Genomic DNA, 16,598 nt, shown 5'->3' on the forward strand with positions numbered 1-16,598 from the left:
TGCCCGCTGTCAATGCGCGGCCCGGCCCCGGCCTCGGGAGGCGGGGCCTGACCAGGGCTTTGACACGTTTCAGCCCCGCAGCACGGCGACGTCGCCGGCCGCGACCGTCACGGTGCGGCCGTCGCGGGTGGTCACCGTGGCGTCGGCGGCGGTGTGGTTGATCGCGAACAGGAACGAGCGGCCGTCCTCGTGCGCGCGGCGGACCACCTCGACGCCCGGCTCCGCCGTGGCGGCGGGCGCGGCCCCCGACTCGCCGCACACGGTGGCGACGACCTCGGCCAGCGCGGCGTCGTCGAGCAGGGTCGTCAGGTAGTGGGCGGCGCCGTCGCCGAACTCGTTGCGGGTCCAGGCGGGCTCCCCGCTCGCGTACGTGTCCAGCACCTTCGCCGTCGTGACCCGCGCCGCCTCGCTCCAGGCCCGGCCCGTCGCGCCCGAGGCCAGCCGGATCGGCGCGGACAGGGGGAAGAACTCCTCGACGCTCACGCCGAGCAGCTCCCGCCAGGCGCCGGGGTAGCCGCCGAGCCGCACCCGGTCGTGCTCGTCCACGACCCCGCTGTACGGCCCCACCAGCACGACGCCGCCCCGCCGCGCGAACGCCTCCAGATTGGCCGCCCCCGCGTCGCTCACCAGGTAGAGCTGCGGCACCAGCACCAGCCGGTACGCGCTGAGATCGCCCTCGGGGTGCGCGATGTCGCAGGTCACTCCGGCCCGCCAGAGCGCCGCGTGCCAGCGCTTGGCCTCCTCCACCGGGTCGAGCTCCGAGCTGGGCTGCGCGGGGTGGTCCTGGGCCCACACGCTGGAGTGGTCGACGAGCAGCGCCACCTCGGCCTCGACCCGGCTGCCCGCCACCTCGGCGAGCCCGTCCAGCTCGGCGCCGAGCGCCTTCACCTCGCGGAAGACCTTGGTGTCGGGCCCGGCGTGCGGCAGCATCGCCGAGTGCCACTTCTCGGCCCCCGCCCTGGACTGGCGCCACTGGAAGAACATGATGCCGTCGGCGCCCCGCGCGAGGTGGGCGAGGGAGTTGCGGCGCAGCTCGCCGGGCGTCTTGGCGAGGTTGCGGGGCTGCTGCCAGTTGACGGCGCTGGTGGAGTGCTCCATGAGCAGCCAGGGCCGGCCGCCGTTGAGCGAGCGGGCGTAGTCGGCGGCGAAGGCCAGGTCGATGTGCGGCTCGGCGCGGGCGCCGATGAGGTAGTGGTCGGTGGAGACGACGTCCAGCTCGGCGGCGAAGGCCCAGCAGTCCATGTCCCAGTGGGCGCCGGCCATGAGGTTGGTGGTGGCGGGCACGCCGGGGGTGAGCTGCCTGAGCAGGTCGCGCTCGGCCAGGTAGAGCTCGACCAGGGCGTCGGAGCTGAACCTGCGGAAGTCGAGCAGCTGGCCGGGGTTGGGGAAGCTGGGGGTGGCGCGCGGCGGCAGGATCTGCGCCCAGTCGCTGTAGCGCTGCGACCAGAACGCGGTGCCCCAGGCGTCGTTCAGCTCGTCGAGCGTGGCGTAGCGGGAGCGCAGCCAGGCGCGGAAGGCGGCGGCGGAGGTGTCGCAGTAGCAGCGGGCGTTGTGGCAGCCGTACTCGTTGTGCACGTGCCACAGGGCCAGCGCGGGGTGCTCGCGGTAGCGCGCGGCCACCTGCTCGGCGATGCGCAGCGCCTTCTCCCGGTAGATCGGCGAGCTGGGGCAGAAGCCCTGCCTGCTGCCGTGGTGCAGCCGCCGGCCGTCGGCGTCCACCGGCAGCGCCTCGGGGTAGGCGTCGCCGAACCAGGGCGGCGGCGAGGCGGTGGGGGTGGCCAGGTTGGCCCGGATGCCGTTCGCGGCCAGCAGGTCCATCGCCCGGTCGAGCCAGTCGAAGTCGAAGACGCCTTCGACGGGTTCGAGCAGCGACCAGGAGAAGATGCCGAGGCTGACCCTGTTGACGCCGGCCTCGCGCATCAGCGCGACGTCCTGTTCCCAGATCTCCTCTGGCCACTGCTCGGGGTTCCAGTCGCCGCCGTACGCGATGACATCCGGCATGAAGCCTGCCTTTCGATGGGTGGTGTACCTGGGGATTAAAACGTTTCCACAGCGTGAGGCACAAGTCCCGTCAAGCGCCTTGCGATGGTCGGCGCTGCTCAAGCGGGGTGGCGGGGCCTGTCGGGCGGTGGTGTCCACGCGCGCGGGCGGGACGCGTGGCCTCGCGGGGCGATTTCGATTGAACGTTTTTAGTCTCACCGCTCAATCGCCGCCGACTCGCGGCGGAGATCCACGCTCCTAGCGGCGGCGCGACTGGCCAAGCGCCCGTTTGTACGTTTTAATTGCTCTTCATGGCCATGGTCAGCATCAAGGACGTCGCCGCGCTCGCCGGCGTCTCCCCGGGCACGGTCTCCAACGTACTGAACCGGCCGGGCAAAGTCGCGCCCGCCACCCGGGAGCGGGTGGAGGCCGCCATCAGCGAGCTGGGGTTCGTCCGGCACGGCTCGGCCTCCACGCTGCGCGCGGGGCACAGCAGGACGATCGGCCTGAGCGTGATCGACATCGGCAACCCGTTCTTCACCGAGGTCGCCGCCGGCGTCGAGGACGTCGCCAGCGAGCTCGGCTACGCGGTGATCCTCGGCAACTCGGCGGGCTCCACCGACAAGGAGGACCGCAACCTGCGCGTGCTGGCCGAGCACCGGGTGCGCGGCGTGCTCATCACCCCCTCGGGCGAGGACCCTGCCAGGCTCGACCGGCTGCGCGAGCACGGCATCAGCGTGGTACTGGTCGACCATCCCGCCCACCGGCCCGACCAGTGCGCGGTGGCCGTGGACGACGTCGCGGGCGGCCGCGCGGCCGTGGCCCACCTGCTCGGCAAGGGCGCGCGCAGCCTCGCGTACGTGACGGGGCCGCTGACCATCCGGCAGTGCGTGGAGCGCCGCGAGGGCGCCAAGATGGCCATGACCGGCGCCGGGCTCGACCCCGCCGCGCTACGGGTGGTCGAGGCGGCCACGATGACCGCCAAGGCGGGCGAGAAGGCGGCCGGCGAGCTGGTCGCCGCCGGGCTGCCCGAGGCCATCTTCTGCGCCAACGACCTGCTCGCGCTCGGCGTGCTGCGCGCGCTGCTGCGCTCGGGGGTGCGGGTGCCCGAGGACGTCGTGCTCATGGGCTACGACGACATCGACTTCGCCGCCGCCTCGACGGTGTCGCTCACCTCGATGCGGCAGCCGACGTACCAGCTCGGGCGCATCGCCACCGAGCTGCTGCTGGACGAGTGCGACAACCCCGACACGCACGCGCACCAGCACATCATGTTCCAGCCTGAGCTCATCGCCAGGGAGTCCACGCAATGAGCAGGACGAGCCGCCGTTTCGCCGCCGTCGACCTGGGGGCCTCCAGCGGGCGGGTGATGCTCGCCGATCTGTCCGACGGGCTGGCGCTCACCGAGGCCCATCGCTTCCCCAACGGTCCCGTACGCGTGGCGGACCGCCTCCACTGGGACGTGCTCGGCCTCTACCGGGAGATCCTGGCGGGGCTGCGCGCGGCGGGGCCCGTCTCCTCCATCGGGGTCGACTCGTGGGCCGTCGACTACGCGCTGCTCGACGCGTCGGGAAACATGCTGGGCAACCCGGTGCACTACCGCGACGACCGCACGCGCGGCGTGCCCGAGCAGGTGGCGCGGGCGGTCGGCGCCGAGGCGCTGTACGACGTGAACGGCCTGCAGGTGCTGCCGTTCAACACCCTCTACCAGCTGCTGGCCGACCGGCTCGACGACGCCGCCACGATGCTGCTGATCCCCGACCTGATCGGCTACTGGCTGACCGGCGAGACCGGCGCCGAGGTGACCAACGCCTCCACGACGGGGCTGCTCGACGTCCGTACGAGGTCGTGGGCGTTACCGCTGGTCAAGCAGCTCGGCCTGCCCGCGGGCATCCTGCCGCCGCTGCGCGACCCCGGCGACGCGGTGGGCGGGCTGCGGCGTGACGTGGCCGCCGAGATCGGCTGGTCGGCGCCGGTCAGGGCGGTCGGCTCGCACGACACCGCATCCGCCGTCGCCGCGGTGCCCGCCGCGGGCCCCGCCTTCGCGTACGTCTCCTGCGGCACCTGGTCGCTGGCCGGCGTCGAGCTGCCCGGCCCGGTGCTGACCCCCGAGAGCCGGGCGGCGAACTTCACCAACGAGGCCGGCATCGACGGCACCGTCCGCTACCTGCGCAATGTCATGGGCCTGTGGCTGCTGCAGGAGTGCCTGCGCGCCTGGCCCGGCTCCGACCTGGGCGAGCTGCTGGCCGCCGCGGCCCAGGAGCCGCCGTTCGCCGCCGTGGTCAACCCGGACGAGCCGGTCTTCCTGCCGCCGGGCGACATGCCGGCCAGGATCGCCGCCGAGTGCCGCCGCACCGGCCAGCGGCCGCCCTCCTCCCCCGCCGGCTACGTGCGGTGCGTGCTGGAGAGCCTGGCGATCGGGCACAGGACGGCGGTGCGGCAGGCCATGGAGCTGTCCGGACGCGACGTCGAGGTGGTGCACCTCGTGGGCGGCGGGTCGCGGAACGAGCTGCTGTGCCGGTTCACCGCCGACGCCTGCGGGCTGCCCGTGGTGGCGGGGCCCGCCGAGGCGACCACGTTCGGCAACGTGCTGGTCCAGGCGCGCGCGGCCGGGCTCGTCTCCGACCTCGGCGAGATGCGCGCGCTGGTCGCCGGGACGCAGCCGCTGCGCCGCTACGAGCCGTCCGGCGACCTGCGCGCCTGGGACGAGGCGGCTTCCCGGCTGTTCTGACCTGCCGGTTTTCCCCCGGCCTGTCCAGGGCAGGACTCGGGCCGGGGACATCGGGGGGATGCCATGGATCTCGCGTGGCCGCTGCTGCGGCAGCTCACGGGGGCGGACCGCACGGCACGGGGTCCGGCGGCCAAGTCGGCCAAGACGGAGGCGCTGCGGGCCCGTACGACGACGGCCGACCGGGTGGTGAAGTCGGTCTGCCCGTACTGCGCGGTGGGCTGCGGCCAGAACGTGTACGTACGGGATGAGAAGGTCATCCAGATCGAGGGCGACCCCGACTCCCCCATCAGCCTGGGCCGGCTGTGCCCGAAGGGCGCGGCCAGCCTCCAGCTCACCACCGGCGAAGGCCGCATGCACAAGGCGCTCTACCGGCCGCCGGGCGGCGCCGGCTGGCAGGAGATCGACCTGGGCACGGCGATGGAGATGATCGCCGACCGGATCATCGCGACCCGCCGCGAGACATGGGAGTGGGAGCACGGCGGGCGGCGCACCGCGCGGACCATGGGCATCGCCAGCCTGGGCGGCGCGACGCTGGACAACGAGGAGAACTACCTCATCAAGAAGCTGCTGACGGCGCTCGGCGTGGTGCAGATCGAGAACCAGGCCCGCGTCTGCCACAGCTCGACCGTGGTGGGGCTCGGCACGTCGTTCGGGCGCGGCGGCGCCACCACGTTCATGCAGGACCTGCAGCACTCCGACTGCGTGGTCATCCAGGGCTCGAACTTCGCCGAGTGCCATCCCGTGGGCTTCCAATGGGTGATGGAGGCCAAGGCGCGCGGCGCGGTCGTCATCCACGTCGATCCCCGCTTCACCAGGACGAGCGCCGTCGCCGACGTGCACGTGCCGATCAGGGCCGGCTCCGACGTGGCCTTCCTCGGCGCGATCATCAACCACGTCCTGGAGAACGAGCTGTACTTCCACGAGTACGTGGTCAACTACACCAACGCCGCGACCATCCTGCGCGAGGACTTCCGCGACGCCGAGGACCTCGACGGCCTGTTCTCCGGCTTCGGCGAGGAGAGCCGCACCTACGACACCGACTCCTGGCAGTACGAGGGCATGTCCACGGTGGCCGCGTCGGGCGATCGGGACGCCGACTTCGAGCGGCGCGAGGGCCGCACCCCGCCGGGCCGGCCCGAGGTGCAGGGCTCCACCGGGATGCCGCTGGACGGCTCGCCGCAGCGCGACGAGACGCTGCGGCACCCGCGCTGCGTGCTGCAGGTGCTGCGCCGCCACTTCGCCCGCTACACGCCGGAGATGGTGGAGCGGGTGTGCGGGGTGCCGCGCCACCTGTTCGAGGAGGTCTGCCGGCACCTGACAGAGAACTCGGGGCCCGACAAGACGGCGGAGTTCGTCTACGCGGTGGGCTGGACGCAGCACAGCGACGGCTCGCAGTTCATCAGGGCGGCGAGCATCCTGCAGCTGCTGCTCGGCAACATCGGCCGGCCGGGCGGCGGCATCCAGGCGCTGCGCGGGCACGCCAGCATCCAGGGCTCCAGTGACGTGCCGACGCTGTTCAACCTGCTGCCCGGCTACATCCCGATGCCGCACGCCCACGAGAACGAGCGGCTGCACGACTTCCTGCTGGCCGACGCGCCGCACAAGGGCTTCTGGGCCAACATGCCCTCCTACCTCATCAGCCTGCTCAAGGCGTGGTGGGGCGAGTCGGCGCAGCCGGACAACGACTACCGCTTCGGCTGGCTGCCCAGGCTGACCGGCTCGCACAGCACGTACGACACGGTGCTGGCGCAGCTGGAGGGCGCCTGCAAGGGCTACATCCTGCTGGGCGAGAACCCGGCGGTGGGGTCGGCCAACTCCAAGATGCAGCGGCTCGGCATGGCCAACCTCGACTGGCTGGTGGTGCGCGACTTCAGCCTGATCGAGAGCGCCACCTGGTGGAAGGACGGCCCGGAGATCGAGACGGGCGAGCTGAAGACGGAGGACATCCGTACGGAGGTGTTCTTCCTGCCGGCGGCCAGCCACACGGAGAAGAACGGCAGCTTCACCAACACCAACCGGCTGCTGCAGTGGCACCACCAGGCGGTCGAGCCGCACGGCGACGCCCGCAGCGACCTGTGGTTCATGTACCACCTCGGCCGCATCATCCGCCGCAAGCTGGCCGGCTCGCAGGACCCGATGGACCAGCCCGTGCTCGACCTCACCTGGGACTACCCGGTGGAGGGCGAGACGGCCGAGCCGTCGGCCGAGGCGGTGCTGGCCGAGATCAACGGCTGGGACGCCCAGGGCGACCCGCTGCCCGGCTACCACGCGCTCAAGGACGACGGCTCCACCGCGTGCGGCTGCTGGATCTACTGCGGCGTCTACGCCGACGGCGTCAACCAGGCGGCCCGCCGCAAGCCGGCGTCGGAGCAGGACTGGATCTCCGCCGAGTGGGCGTGGGCCTGGCCGGCCAACCGCCGCATCCTCTACAACCGGGCCTCGGCGCGGCCGGACGGCAGCCCGTGGAGCGAGCGCAAGCGGCTGGTGTGGTGGGACGAGGAGGCGCAGCGCTGGACCGGCCACGACGTGCCGGACTTCGAGGCCGGCAAGAGCCCCGGCTACCGGCCGCCGCCGGGCGCGCAGGGCGTGGAGGCGCTGTCGGGCATCGACCCGTTCATCATGCAGGCCGACGGCAAGGGCTGGCTGTTCGCGCCGACCGGGGTGGTGGACGGGCCGCTGCCCACCCACTACGAGCCGCAGGACTCGCCGGTGGTCAACCCGCTGTACGGCCGGCAGCGCAGCCCGGTGCGCAAGGTCTATCCGCACGAGCACAACCGCTACCAGCCGAGCGGGGACGAGCCGGGGGCGTCGGTCTACCCGTACGTGGTGACGACGTACCGGCTGACCGAGCACTTCACGGCGGGCGGGATGAGCCGGTTCACGCCGTACCTGTCGGAGCTGCAGCCGGCGATGTTCTGCGAGGTGTCGCCGGCGCTCGCGGCCGAGCGGGGGCTGGTGCACGGCGACTGGGCGACGATCATCACGGCGCGCAACGCCATCGAGGCGCGGGTGCTGGTCACCGACCGCATCCCGTCGCTGCACCTGAACGGGCGGGTGCTGCACCAGATCGGGCTGCCGTTCCATTTCGGGCCCAACGGGGTGGTCACGGGCGACGCGGCCAACGAGCTGTCGTCGATCTCGCTCGACCCCAACTCGCACATCCAGGAGGTCAAGGCGCTGTCGGCGGACATCAGGCCGGGCCGCCGTCCCCGGGGTCCGGCGCTGCCCGAGCTGGTGAAGGCGTACCAGCGGCGGGCCGGCATCGACGAGCGCACAGGAACGGAGGTGTGAGCCGTGGCCTTCGACCTGAGGGAGCAGCTCGACGGGCGCAGGGTCGGCTTCTTCACCGACACCAGCATCTGCATCGGCTGCAAGGCGTGCGAGGTGGCCTGCAAGGAGTGGAACGCCGTGCCGGACGACGGCATGGAGTTCACCGGCATGTCCTACGACAACACGGTGGGGCTGAGCGCCGACACCTGGCGGCACGTGGCGTTCGTGGAGCAGCGCAGGCCGCTCGGCCATCAGGAGCCCGGCGTCGGCGACATGGACTTCCGCTGGCTGATGGCCTCCGACGTGTGCAAGCACTGCACGCACGCGGCCTGCCTCGACGTGTGCCCGACGGGGTCGTTGTTCCGCACCGAGTTCGGCACGGTGGTGGTGCAGGAGGACGTCTGCAACGGCTGCGGCTACTGCGTGCCGGCGTGCCCGTTCGGGGTGATCGGCAAGCGTGAGACGAGCGGCACGGCGGCCAAGTGCACGATGTGCTACGACCGGCTGGGCGCCGGTGAGGAGCCGGCCTGCGCGAAGACGTGCCCGACCGACTCGATCCAGTTCGGCGACCTCGACGAGCTGCGCGAGCGCGCCGATCGGCGGCTCGCGCAGCTGCGGGAGGCGGGCACGACGTCGGCCCGCCTGTACGGCCACGACCCGGACGACGGCGTGGGCGGCACGGGTGCGTTCTTCCTGCTGCTGGACGAGCCCGAGGTGTACGGCCTGCCGCCGGACCCGGTGGTGACGACCAGGGACCTGCCGTCGATGTGGCGGCACGCGGCCGTGGCGGCGCTGGGCCTGGTCGCGGGCATCGCGGCGGTGACATGGGGAGGGCGGCGCGGATGAGCCAGACCGACGTGCGGATGGACGGCTCGGCTGAGCTGCGCGGCGAGCGCGAGGCGACGCCGGGCTCGGCGGGCCGCAGGCGTGAGCGGCTGCTGGTGCCGAAGGCGGAGTTCGACTCCTACTACGGGCGGCCGGTGCTGCACGAGCCGACCTGGCAGGCGCCCGACATCGCCGGCTACCTGTTCCTCGGCGGCCTGGCGGGCGCGTCGTCCACGCTGGCCGCCGCCGCTGAGCTGACCGGCAGGCCGCGCCTGGCCAGAGTGGGCAAGGTGGGGGCGGTGTGCGCGCTGGGCGGCTCGCTGTACGCGCTCATCCACGACCTGGGCAGGCCAGAGCGGTTCGTCAACATGCTGCGGGTGTTCAAGGTGACCTCGCCGATGAGCGTCGGCACGTGGCTCCTGAGCGCGTACGGGCCGCAGGCCGGGCTCGCGGCGGCGGCGAGCCTCACGGGGGTGGCGCCGGGCGTGGGCCGGGCGGCGACCGTGGGGGCGGGGCTGGTGGGGCCGGCGGTGGCGACGTACACGGCGGCGCTGATCTGCGACACGGCGGTGCCGGCCTGGCACGAGGGCTACCGGGAGATGCCGTTCCTGTTCGCCGGGTCGGCGACGGCCTCGGCGGGCGGGCTCGGCATGTTCGCGGCGCCGCTGGACGAGGCGGGGCCGGCGCGGCGGGCGGCGGTGCTGGGCGCGGCGGTGGAGTGCGTGGCCGCGCTGCGCATGGAGCGCAGGCTGGGGCCGCTGGCCGAGCCGCTCAAGCGCAGCAGGCTGCTGCGGCTGGGCGAGGCGCTGTCGGTGGCGGGGGCGGTCGCGGGGGCCACCGTGGGCCGGCGCAGCAGGGTCGCCGCGATGGCGGCGGGCGCGGCGCTGCTGGCAGGGTCGGCGTGCACCCGGTTCGGGATCTTCCAGGCGGGGATGGAGTCGGCCCGCGACCCCCGCTACACCGTCCAGCCGCAGCGCAGGCGGCTGGCCAAGGCGAGAGCGGAGCGTGATCTCACATGAAGCGGAAAGTCGCGGAATATCTGCCGTTCTTCGGCATCGTGTTCGTCGTCTGCACGGCGTCGTGGCTGGCGGGCCGTACGCCGCCGGAGGGCGTCCCGTGGGGCATCCCGTGGGGCAAGGCCAGGGTACGGCGCTGAGCCCGCTGGCCTTACGATCAGCAGATGACCGAAAAGACCGAAACGACGCCCGCCTGGCTCGCACCCGAGGACCTGGAGTCGGTGCGGGGCCGGATGCCGATCCTCTACATCGACGCCGTGCCGGTGCGCGTCGATGACACCGGCGTGGTGACCCACGTCGGGCTGCTGCTGCGCATCTCGTCGGACGGCACGGTCAGCCGGGCACTGGTCTCCGGCCGGGTGCTGCACCACGAGCGGATCCGCGACGCCCTCATGCGTCACCTGGAGAAGGACCTCGGCCCCGTGGCCCTTCCGCGCATCCCGGCCTCGCCGCAGCCGTTCACGGTGGCCGAGTACTTCCCGACGCCCGGCGTCACCCCCTACCACGACCCGCGCCAGCACGCCGTCTCGCTGGCCTACATCGTGCCGGTGGCCGGTGACTGCCGGCCCCGTCAGGACGCGCTCGACCTGGTGTGGTTCACCCCGGAGGAGGCGGCCTCGCCGGTGGTGCAGCAGGAGATGGCCAACGGTCAGGGCGTGCTGCTCAAGCAGGCGCTGGCCCACGTGGGCCGGCTGGTCTGAGATCAGGGACGCTCCGCCCCGGCCTCGACCCAGCGATAGAGCGGGTCGCCGGGGCAGGAGGTGTCGTAGCCGTCGCGGTGTCCCTTGACCTCGCGGCCGGCGTCGCCGTGCTCGCGCAGGTATTCGATGGCGTCGACCAGGGCGTGCAGCAGGTCGTCGTTGGGCTCGGTCAGGCCCGAGCTGCCGAGCAGCGCGAGCACCGCGTAGTGGCCCGAGTTGAGGCCGGCGCCGTTGGCGGCCGGCAGGTGGTGCGGGCCGCGCCCGACGAAGACCTGCCGGTGGGGGCAGCAGACCATGTTGTAGCCGAGGTCGATGTAGCGCTCGCCGCGCCCGCCCGCCATGTGCATGCGCTGGATGTCGCGGACGAGGTCGGCGCAGCGGTCGTGGTTGCCGGCGTCGGCGAGGTCGGCGGGCACCTTGCCGCCGGTGTAGTGGATCTTCACGCCTTTGGTGGAGCGCAGGCGGGTGTAGGGGCTGCTCGGCTTTTTGGCGTTCCATTCGGCTCTGGTGACCAGGTTCATGCGGGCCTCTCTTCGCAGGAATGTCCTGGTCACCAGAATGTCAACTTTCTGTAGTTGTGTCATCACTCTTCGTGACTAGAGTGGGCTGCCGTCCAGGTGAGAGTGGTCAGCCGGGCGTGAGCGCCCTGTGGGCGTGCCGGAAGACCTGCTTCCTGCCGGCGGCCCTGAAGTCGGCGCGCGCGGTGATCCGGCCGGACGGCACCGGGAAGCCCACCGAGATCGCCATGCCGGGGGCCACCGAGGCCACCTTGCGCGCCCGCGCGTCCCGCTCGCCGTCGAGGCTGAGCCGCACGTCCCTCCAGGGCTCGGCGGAGCCGTTGTGCAGGGTGACCACGACCTGGTCCCCCGTCACCTCCGTGCGCAGCCCGTACGGCAGGCGCGGGTCGGGGCCGATCGACCGGTCGAGCCTGGCCAGCAGCTGCCTGGCCAGCTCGGGACGCGCCTGGGCCAGATCGTGCCGCTCGTACGGGTCGGTGCCGAGGTCGTACAGCTCGATCCTGCCGTGCGGGCCGGCCCCCGCGATGTGCGGGTTGAACCTGACCGCCTTCCACCGGCCCCTGCGGATGGCCTGGGCCTTGCGCGGGCGGTTCCACACCAGGTGGTCGTGCTTGGGAGCGCTGCCGCCGGTGAGCAGGCCGCGGAAGGACAGGCCGTCGATGCGCGCGGGCACCGGCACCTCGGCCAGGTCGGCGAGGGTGGGCAGCACGTCCCAGAACGCGACCGGCTGCCTGACCACGCGGTGCCGCAGGCCGGGCGACCAGGCGATCATGGGGATGCGGATGCCGCCCTCGTACACGTCGCGCTTGTCGCCGCGGAAGGGGCCGTTGGAGTTGAACAGCTCGGGCGTCACGCCCTTCTCGTGGTGCGGCCCGTTGTCGCTGGTGAACAGCACCAGCGTGCGCTCGGCCACGCCCGCGTCGCGCAGCGCCCTGATGAGCGCGGCCACGTCGGTGTCGAGGCGGGCCACCTGGGCGGCGTGCCGCCGGTTCGGAGCGCTCCACGGGCGGCTCTCGTAGGGTCCGGCGTCGCCGGGGATGACGCTGGGGGCGTGCGGGAGGTTGGTGGCGAAGTACAGCAGGAACGGCTTGTCGCTGTCGTCGTTGATGAACTCGACGGCGCGCTCGCGGAACAGGTGCGGCGCGTACGACTTGCCGCTGAGCTGCACCTTCTTGCCGTTGTGCCACAGGTACGTGGGGAAGTACTGGTGGGCGTGCTTGTGGCCGATGTAGCCGTAGAACTCGTCGAAGCCGCGGGCGTTCGGGTGCGAGACGTGGTCGGGCTCCTCGGGACCGAATCCCCATTTGCCGATGCACGCCGTCCGGTAGCCCGCCAGCCGCAGCAGCTCGGCGAAGGTGAGGTCGGCGTCGGTCAGCGCGTGCTGCGGCCCGCCCTCCGGGTTCTCGCGTACGGTGCCGTGCCCGGCGTGCAGGCCGGTGAGCAGGGCGCAGCGGGACGGCGCGCACAGCGGCGCCCCCGAGTACGCGGTCGCGAACTTCACCCCCTCGGCGGCGAGCCGGTCGAGGTTGGGGGTGCGGATGGAGCGCTGCCCGTTGCTGCCGATCTCTCCCCATCCCAGGTCGTCGGCCAGGACGAGCAGGATGTTCGGCCGCTCGGGCAGGGTGCCGCGGCTGATGGACGATTCGGCGCTCGCCGGGGCACCCGCGGAGGTGGCCGCGGGCAGGGCGAGGCCGGCGAAGGTACCGGCGAATAAGGCGCGGCGCGAAGGCCCGTTGATCACGAAGGGCAACATACCGGAGGCCATGGCGAATGGTGGGCGAATGACCGGCGAACTCTGTCACACCATTACGAAAGGTATCCCCATGTCCGGCAGATGCCGTGCAACTCCTCGGGGATCTCCTCCGGCTCGGGCAGCGGGCGGCCCTCGACGACGGTGCCCGCGCGGATCTTGTCGCGCCAGTCGCCGATGCCCTTGACGAAGCCGCCGTGGTCCTGGCGGCCGTAGTCGAGCATGGCGGGCTCGTACTCCAGGCCGAGGAACGCGCACAGACGGCGCAGCTCGGCCTTGGGGCCTGCGACCAGGTCCTCGTAGCGCAGGGTGAGACCCTCCAGGTGGGTGCGGGCCTCCTGGAGGTAGGTCATGTAGCTGAGCGTGCGCGGCACGGCCTCCTCCATGGGCCGCTTGCCGGGGTCGGCCTCGTGCCAGGACTGCACGATCGACATGGGGTGGCGCAGCAGGAAGACGAAGCGGGCATCCGGCCAGCAGGTGGCGATGCGCCGCCAGGCGAAGACGTTGCTCGGCGTCTTCTCGGCCAGCACCGGCTTGCCGCTGCGGGCCAGCTCGCGATGGAGCAGCCGGTCCCAGACGAGGTGCTCGATGTCGCTGTGGGTGTGGCCGAGCAGCTCCATGGCCTGGCGTACGGGGTCGGTGCCGAGGCCCACGCTGACCCGCCTGAAGTGGGTCTCGATGGGCGCGTGCACCTGGGAGTGGCTGTTCAGCATGACGCGCAGCAGCGTGGAGCCCGAGCGTACGGACGACAGCAGGAAGACCGGCGCGCGCAGCAGCCGGTCGTGAGCCGGGTCCACCGGCGGTCGCACCTGGTCGCCGGGCAGGCGCTGCAGCTCCAGCGGCGGCTTCGGTGGCGGCGGCTTCTGCGGCTTCCTGCGCGGCCGGCGCGTGAGCGTGTATCCCGTCAGCCCTTCGAGCGTGGCGTTGGCCCGATACCTCCAGTTCATGGCCCCACAAGGTAGGGGCCGCCCGTGAACCGCAGGTGAATCGGGGCTGTGAAGGTGTCGCCGAGATGACAGCTCATCCGTGCACCTGTGCGCGCGGCGGGCGCCTCGTCCGCGTCGGTCCGGGTCGGTCCGGGTCGCCGGCGGCCTGCTCCAGCTCGACTCTGGAACCGGGCGTTACGGGTGAACCGGATCGCCTGCCACCGGTCCTTACGGGACCGGACCGGGGCGGAGCCTTCAGTTCATGGCCGGGCAGGGGAACATCAGAACCGGCAAGCAGTGCGTTTCCGCCCTGCACGCCTACGTGGTCGGCCGCACCGGATTCCGGTGGACGAACCCGCTAGCTCACTCGCGGGTGACGCGCCGGTCGTGCACCACCGCGTACGTGTTGCGCAGCGCCTCCATCGACGCGTCGTAGGAAGCCTGCGCGACCCCGGTGAACAGGCAGTCCACCACCATGAGCTGGGCGATGCGGCTGCCCAGCGCGCCTGAGCGGAACCTGGTCTCCCGTGCGGCCGTCGTGAGCGTCACGTCGGCCGCGCGGGCCAGCGGCGAGTCGCCGAAGTTGGTGATCGCGATCGTGGCGGCGCCCGGCTTGCGGGCGATGGCGAGGAACTCGACGGTGTCCACGGTGGCGCCGGTGTGGGAGACGGCCACCGCCACGCAGCCGGGGCCGAGCGTGGCTGCGGAGGTCCACGCGGAGTGCGAGTCATGCCAGTTGATCGCGGTACGCCCGATGCGCGACAGTTTCTGCTGCAGGTCGAGCCCCACGAGCGCGCTCGCGCCGACGCCGAAGGTGTCGATCCTGCGGGCCCCGAGCAGCAGCTCGACCGCCCGTCCGAGGGCGTCCATGTCGAGGTAGCGTGCGGTGTCGGCGATGGAGAGCGTCTCGTTCATGGCGACCTTGGAGACGATGCCGGCCAGGCTGTCGTTCCTGTCGATGTCGCCGGAGACCTCGGGCAGGCTGGCCATGGCCAGCTCCTCCCTGGCGACGGCCCGGGCGAGGTCGATCCTGAAGTCGCGGTAGTGGCTGTAGCCCATGCGGCGGTAGAAGCGGACGACGGAGGTCGTGGAGGTCTGGCAGCGCGCGGCCAGCTCGGCGATCGACAGGTTGGCCGCGGCGGCGGGCTCTCCGGTGAACTCCTCGGCGATGCGCCGCTCGGAGGGACGCAGCGCGGGCATGGCCGCGCGGATCCGGATCAGCAGGGTCTCCGCGTCCTCGCCCGTCATCACTCATCCCCGTCGAAGGAAAATAAATACCCAGGTGGTAGGGTCTGTGTAATTTTATGACCTACTGCCCCAAGGAGAGCACATGCCCCGTGGCGCCTTCTCCGCGGTCGGCGTCGCCGCTGCGCTGTCCGTCGCATTGACCGCCTGCTCGTCCTCCGGCGGAGCCCCCGCCTCCGACCCGGGCGCCGCCGCCCAGGGCGGCGGCTCCCTCGTCGTCGGCGTCACCTCCGACCCTGACACGCTCTTCCCCTGGAAGGCCACCCAGTTCACCGCCGTCAACGTGCTGCAGAACCTCTACGGCACGCTGACCGAGTTCGACAAGGACCTCAACGTGGTCCCCGGCCTGGCCGAATCCTGGGAGACCGGCAAGGACGGCAAGGAGCTGACGCTCAAGCTGCGCCAGGGCGTGACGTTCGCCGACGGCAGCGCGTTCGACTCCGAGGACGTCAAAGCGTCCCTCGACAAGATCATGGACGAGAAGACGGCCGCGGTCGCCCGCGCCTCCCTGGCATCGGTGAAGTCGGTGAAGGCGCCCGACAAGAACACCGTGGTGCTGGAGCTGAGCGGCCCCGACGCCGCGCTGCCGGCCAACCTGGCCACCGTCAACATGGCCATGCTCTCCTCCGACGACACCGAGGAGAAGCTGACCACCACGCCCAACGGCACCGGCCCGTTCACCCTCGGCAAGCGGGTGCCCAGCCAGTCGCTCACGCTGACCAGGAACGACAAGTACTGGGGCACGGAGAAGGCGAAGGTGGGCTCGGTCGAGTTCCGGGTCATCCCCGACGAGTCGTCCATCGTCTCGGCCATGCAGTCGGGCAACGTCCAGCTCGCGGTCTTCAACGACCCGCTCGTCGCGCAGACCGCCGAGGGCGGCGGCACGATCAGCGTGGCCAAGACGCCGCAGCTCAACTACCACGTCCTGCAGCTCAACGCGCAGCGCGGCGAGCTCAAGGACGTCAACGTGCGCCTGGCCATGCAGTGCGCCATCGACCGCAAGCAGGTGCTCGACACCGCCGCGCTCGGCGAGGGCGAGGTGACCGGGCCGATGACCGCGCCCGCGTTCAAGTCGGACCCGAACAAGCGCCCCTGCCCCACCCGCGACCTGGCCAAGGCCGCCGACTACCTCGCCAAGGCCGGCAAGCCGGGCGGCGTGACGGTCAAGACGATCGTCTCCCAGGGCGAGTACGCCACCTCCGTCAACGAGGCCCAGAACCTCAAGGCCCAGCTCGCCGAGGCCAAGATCAACCTGGACCTGGAGGTGCTGGAGTCCGGCGCGTTCGTGGACCGCTGGGTCGCCGCCGACTTCGACGCGGCCGTGGCCCTGAACGGCGGCAGGCCCGACCCCGACGGCTCCTACGGCCGCTACTTCACCAGCGACGGCAACCTCAACAAGGTCGCCGGCTACAGCTCGCCCGCGCTGGACAAGCTGTTCGCGGAGGGCAAGGCCACCGACGACCAGGCCGCCCGCAAGGCGATCTACGACAAGGTGGCCGCCGAGCTGGAGGACAACGCCGCCTGGATCTGGCTGTTCGCCGGCTACACCTACACCGCGACCACCCAGAACGTGCAGGGCTTCGTGCCGATGGCCAGCGGCTCCCTGCAGTACCTGCGGACGACGTCCGTCAGCTGA

At 72.0% G+C, this 16,598-nt stretch carries 13 protein-coding genes; 8 read left to right on the forward strand and 5 right to left on the reverse strand.

Annotation, left to right across the window (positions count from 1 at the left end):
• Positions 1-69 precede the first annotated feature (69 nt).
• Positions 70-2,001, reverse strand: a complete 1,932-nt coding sequence (locus AB0K12_RS05395) for a beta-galactosidase (protein ID WP_364555795.1) — start codon at positions 1,999-2,001, stop codon at positions 70-72.
• A 290-nt stretch (positions 2,002-2,291) separates the two neighbouring features.
• Between AB0K12_RS05395 and AB0K12_RS05400 the strand changes: the two genes are divergently transcribed.
• The 7 genes from AB0K12_RS05400 to AB0K12_RS05430 all read left to right on the forward strand — a co-directional run bounded on the left by AB0K12_RS05400 (position 2,292) and on the right by AB0K12_RS05430 (position 10,523).
• Entirely contained in the window at positions 2,292-3,293 is a 1,002-nt protein-coding gene (locus AB0K12_RS05400; protein ID WP_364555796.1) for a substrate-binding domain-containing protein, read from the forward strand.
• Positions 3,290-4,711 carry a rhamnulokinase family protein gene (locus tag AB0K12_RS05405; protein ID WP_364555798.1) on the forward strand — a complete coding sequence of 474 codons (1,422 nt, stop codon included), beginning with the start codon at positions 3,290-3,292 and terminating at the stop codon, positions 4,709-4,711. The genes AB0K12_RS05400 and AB0K12_RS05405 overlap by 4 nt, the downstream gene beginning before the upstream one ends.
• A gap of 63 nt (positions 4,712-4,774) precedes the next feature.
• Entirely contained in the window at positions 4,775-8,002 is a 3,228-nt protein-coding gene (gene fdh, locus AB0K12_RS05410; RefSeq protein WP_364555800.1) for a formate dehydrogenase, read from the forward strand.
• Positions 8,003-8,005: 3 nt separating this feature from the next.
• On the forward strand, positions 8,006-8,827 hold the full coding sequence (locus AB0K12_RS05415) for a 4Fe-4S dicluster domain-containing protein (protein ID WP_364555802.1): 822 nt from the start codon (positions 8,006-8,008) through the stop codon (positions 8,825-8,827).
• Positions 8,824-9,825, forward strand: a complete 1,002-nt coding sequence (gene nrfD / locus AB0K12_RS05420; RefSeq protein ID WP_364555803.1) for an NrfD/PsrC family molybdoenzyme membrane anchor subunit — start codon at positions 8,824-8,826, stop codon at positions 9,823-9,825. Before AB0K12_RS05415 ends, nrfD begins: the two co-directional genes overlap by 4 nt.
• Positions 9,822-9,962, forward strand: coding sequence for a hypothetical protein (locus AB0K12_RS05425; RefSeq protein ID WP_364555804.1), 141 nt, complete (start codon positions 9,822-9,824; stop codon positions 9,960-9,962). The genes nrfD and AB0K12_RS05425 overlap by 4 nt, the downstream gene beginning before the upstream one ends.
• 24 nt (positions 9,963-9,986) lie before the next feature.
• Positions 9,987-10,523, forward strand: coding sequence for an NUDIX hydrolase family protein (locus AB0K12_RS05430; RefSeq protein ID WP_355429228.1), 537 nt, complete (start codon positions 9,987-9,989; stop codon positions 10,521-10,523).
• A 2-nt stretch (positions 10,524-10,525) separates the two neighbouring features.
• On the opposite strand, the gene AB0K12_RS05435 is transcribed toward AB0K12_RS05430, so the two are convergent.
• From AB0K12_RS05435 to AB0K12_RS05450, 4 genes are all read right to left on the reverse strand, one after another.
• Positions 10,526-11,044, reverse strand: a complete 519-nt coding sequence (locus tag AB0K12_RS05435) for a peptidoglycan recognition family protein (protein WP_364555805.1) — start codon at positions 11,042-11,044, stop codon at positions 10,526-10,528.
• A 106-nt stretch (positions 11,045-11,150) separates the two neighbouring features.
• Positions 11,151-12,782 (reverse strand): arylsulfatase, encoded by a 1,632-nt coding sequence (locus AB0K12_RS05440; RefSeq protein ID WP_364555806.1) that lies wholly within the window; start codon positions 12,780-12,782, stop codon positions 11,151-11,153.
• 65 nt (positions 12,783-12,847) lie between these two features.
• Positions 12,848-13,738, reverse strand: coding sequence for a sulfotransferase (locus AB0K12_RS05445; RefSeq protein WP_364555807.1), 891 nt, complete (start codon positions 13,736-13,738; stop codon positions 12,848-12,850).
• A gap of 342 nt (positions 13,739-14,080) precedes the next feature.
• Positions 14,081-14,965 carry a MurR/RpiR family transcriptional regulator gene (locus AB0K12_RS05450; RefSeq protein ID WP_364555809.1) on the reverse strand — a complete coding sequence of 295 codons (885 nt, stop codon included), beginning with the start codon at positions 14,963-14,965 and terminating at the stop codon, positions 14,081-14,083.
• Positions 14,966-15,047: 82 nt separating this feature from the next.
• Here AB0K12_RS05450 and AB0K12_RS05455 point away from each other — a divergent pair, with 82 nt between their 5' ends.
• On the forward strand, positions 15,048-16,598 hold the full coding sequence (locus tag AB0K12_RS05455) for an ABC transporter substrate-binding protein (RefSeq protein ID WP_364555811.1): 1,551 nt from the start codon (positions 15,048-15,050) through the stop codon (positions 16,596-16,598).

The organism is Nonomuraea sp. NPDC049419 (genome assembly GCF_040676995.1).
Taxonomy (GTDB): Bacteria; Actinomycetota; Actinomycetes; order Streptosporangiales; family Streptosporangiaceae; genus Nonomuraea; species Nonomuraea salmonea.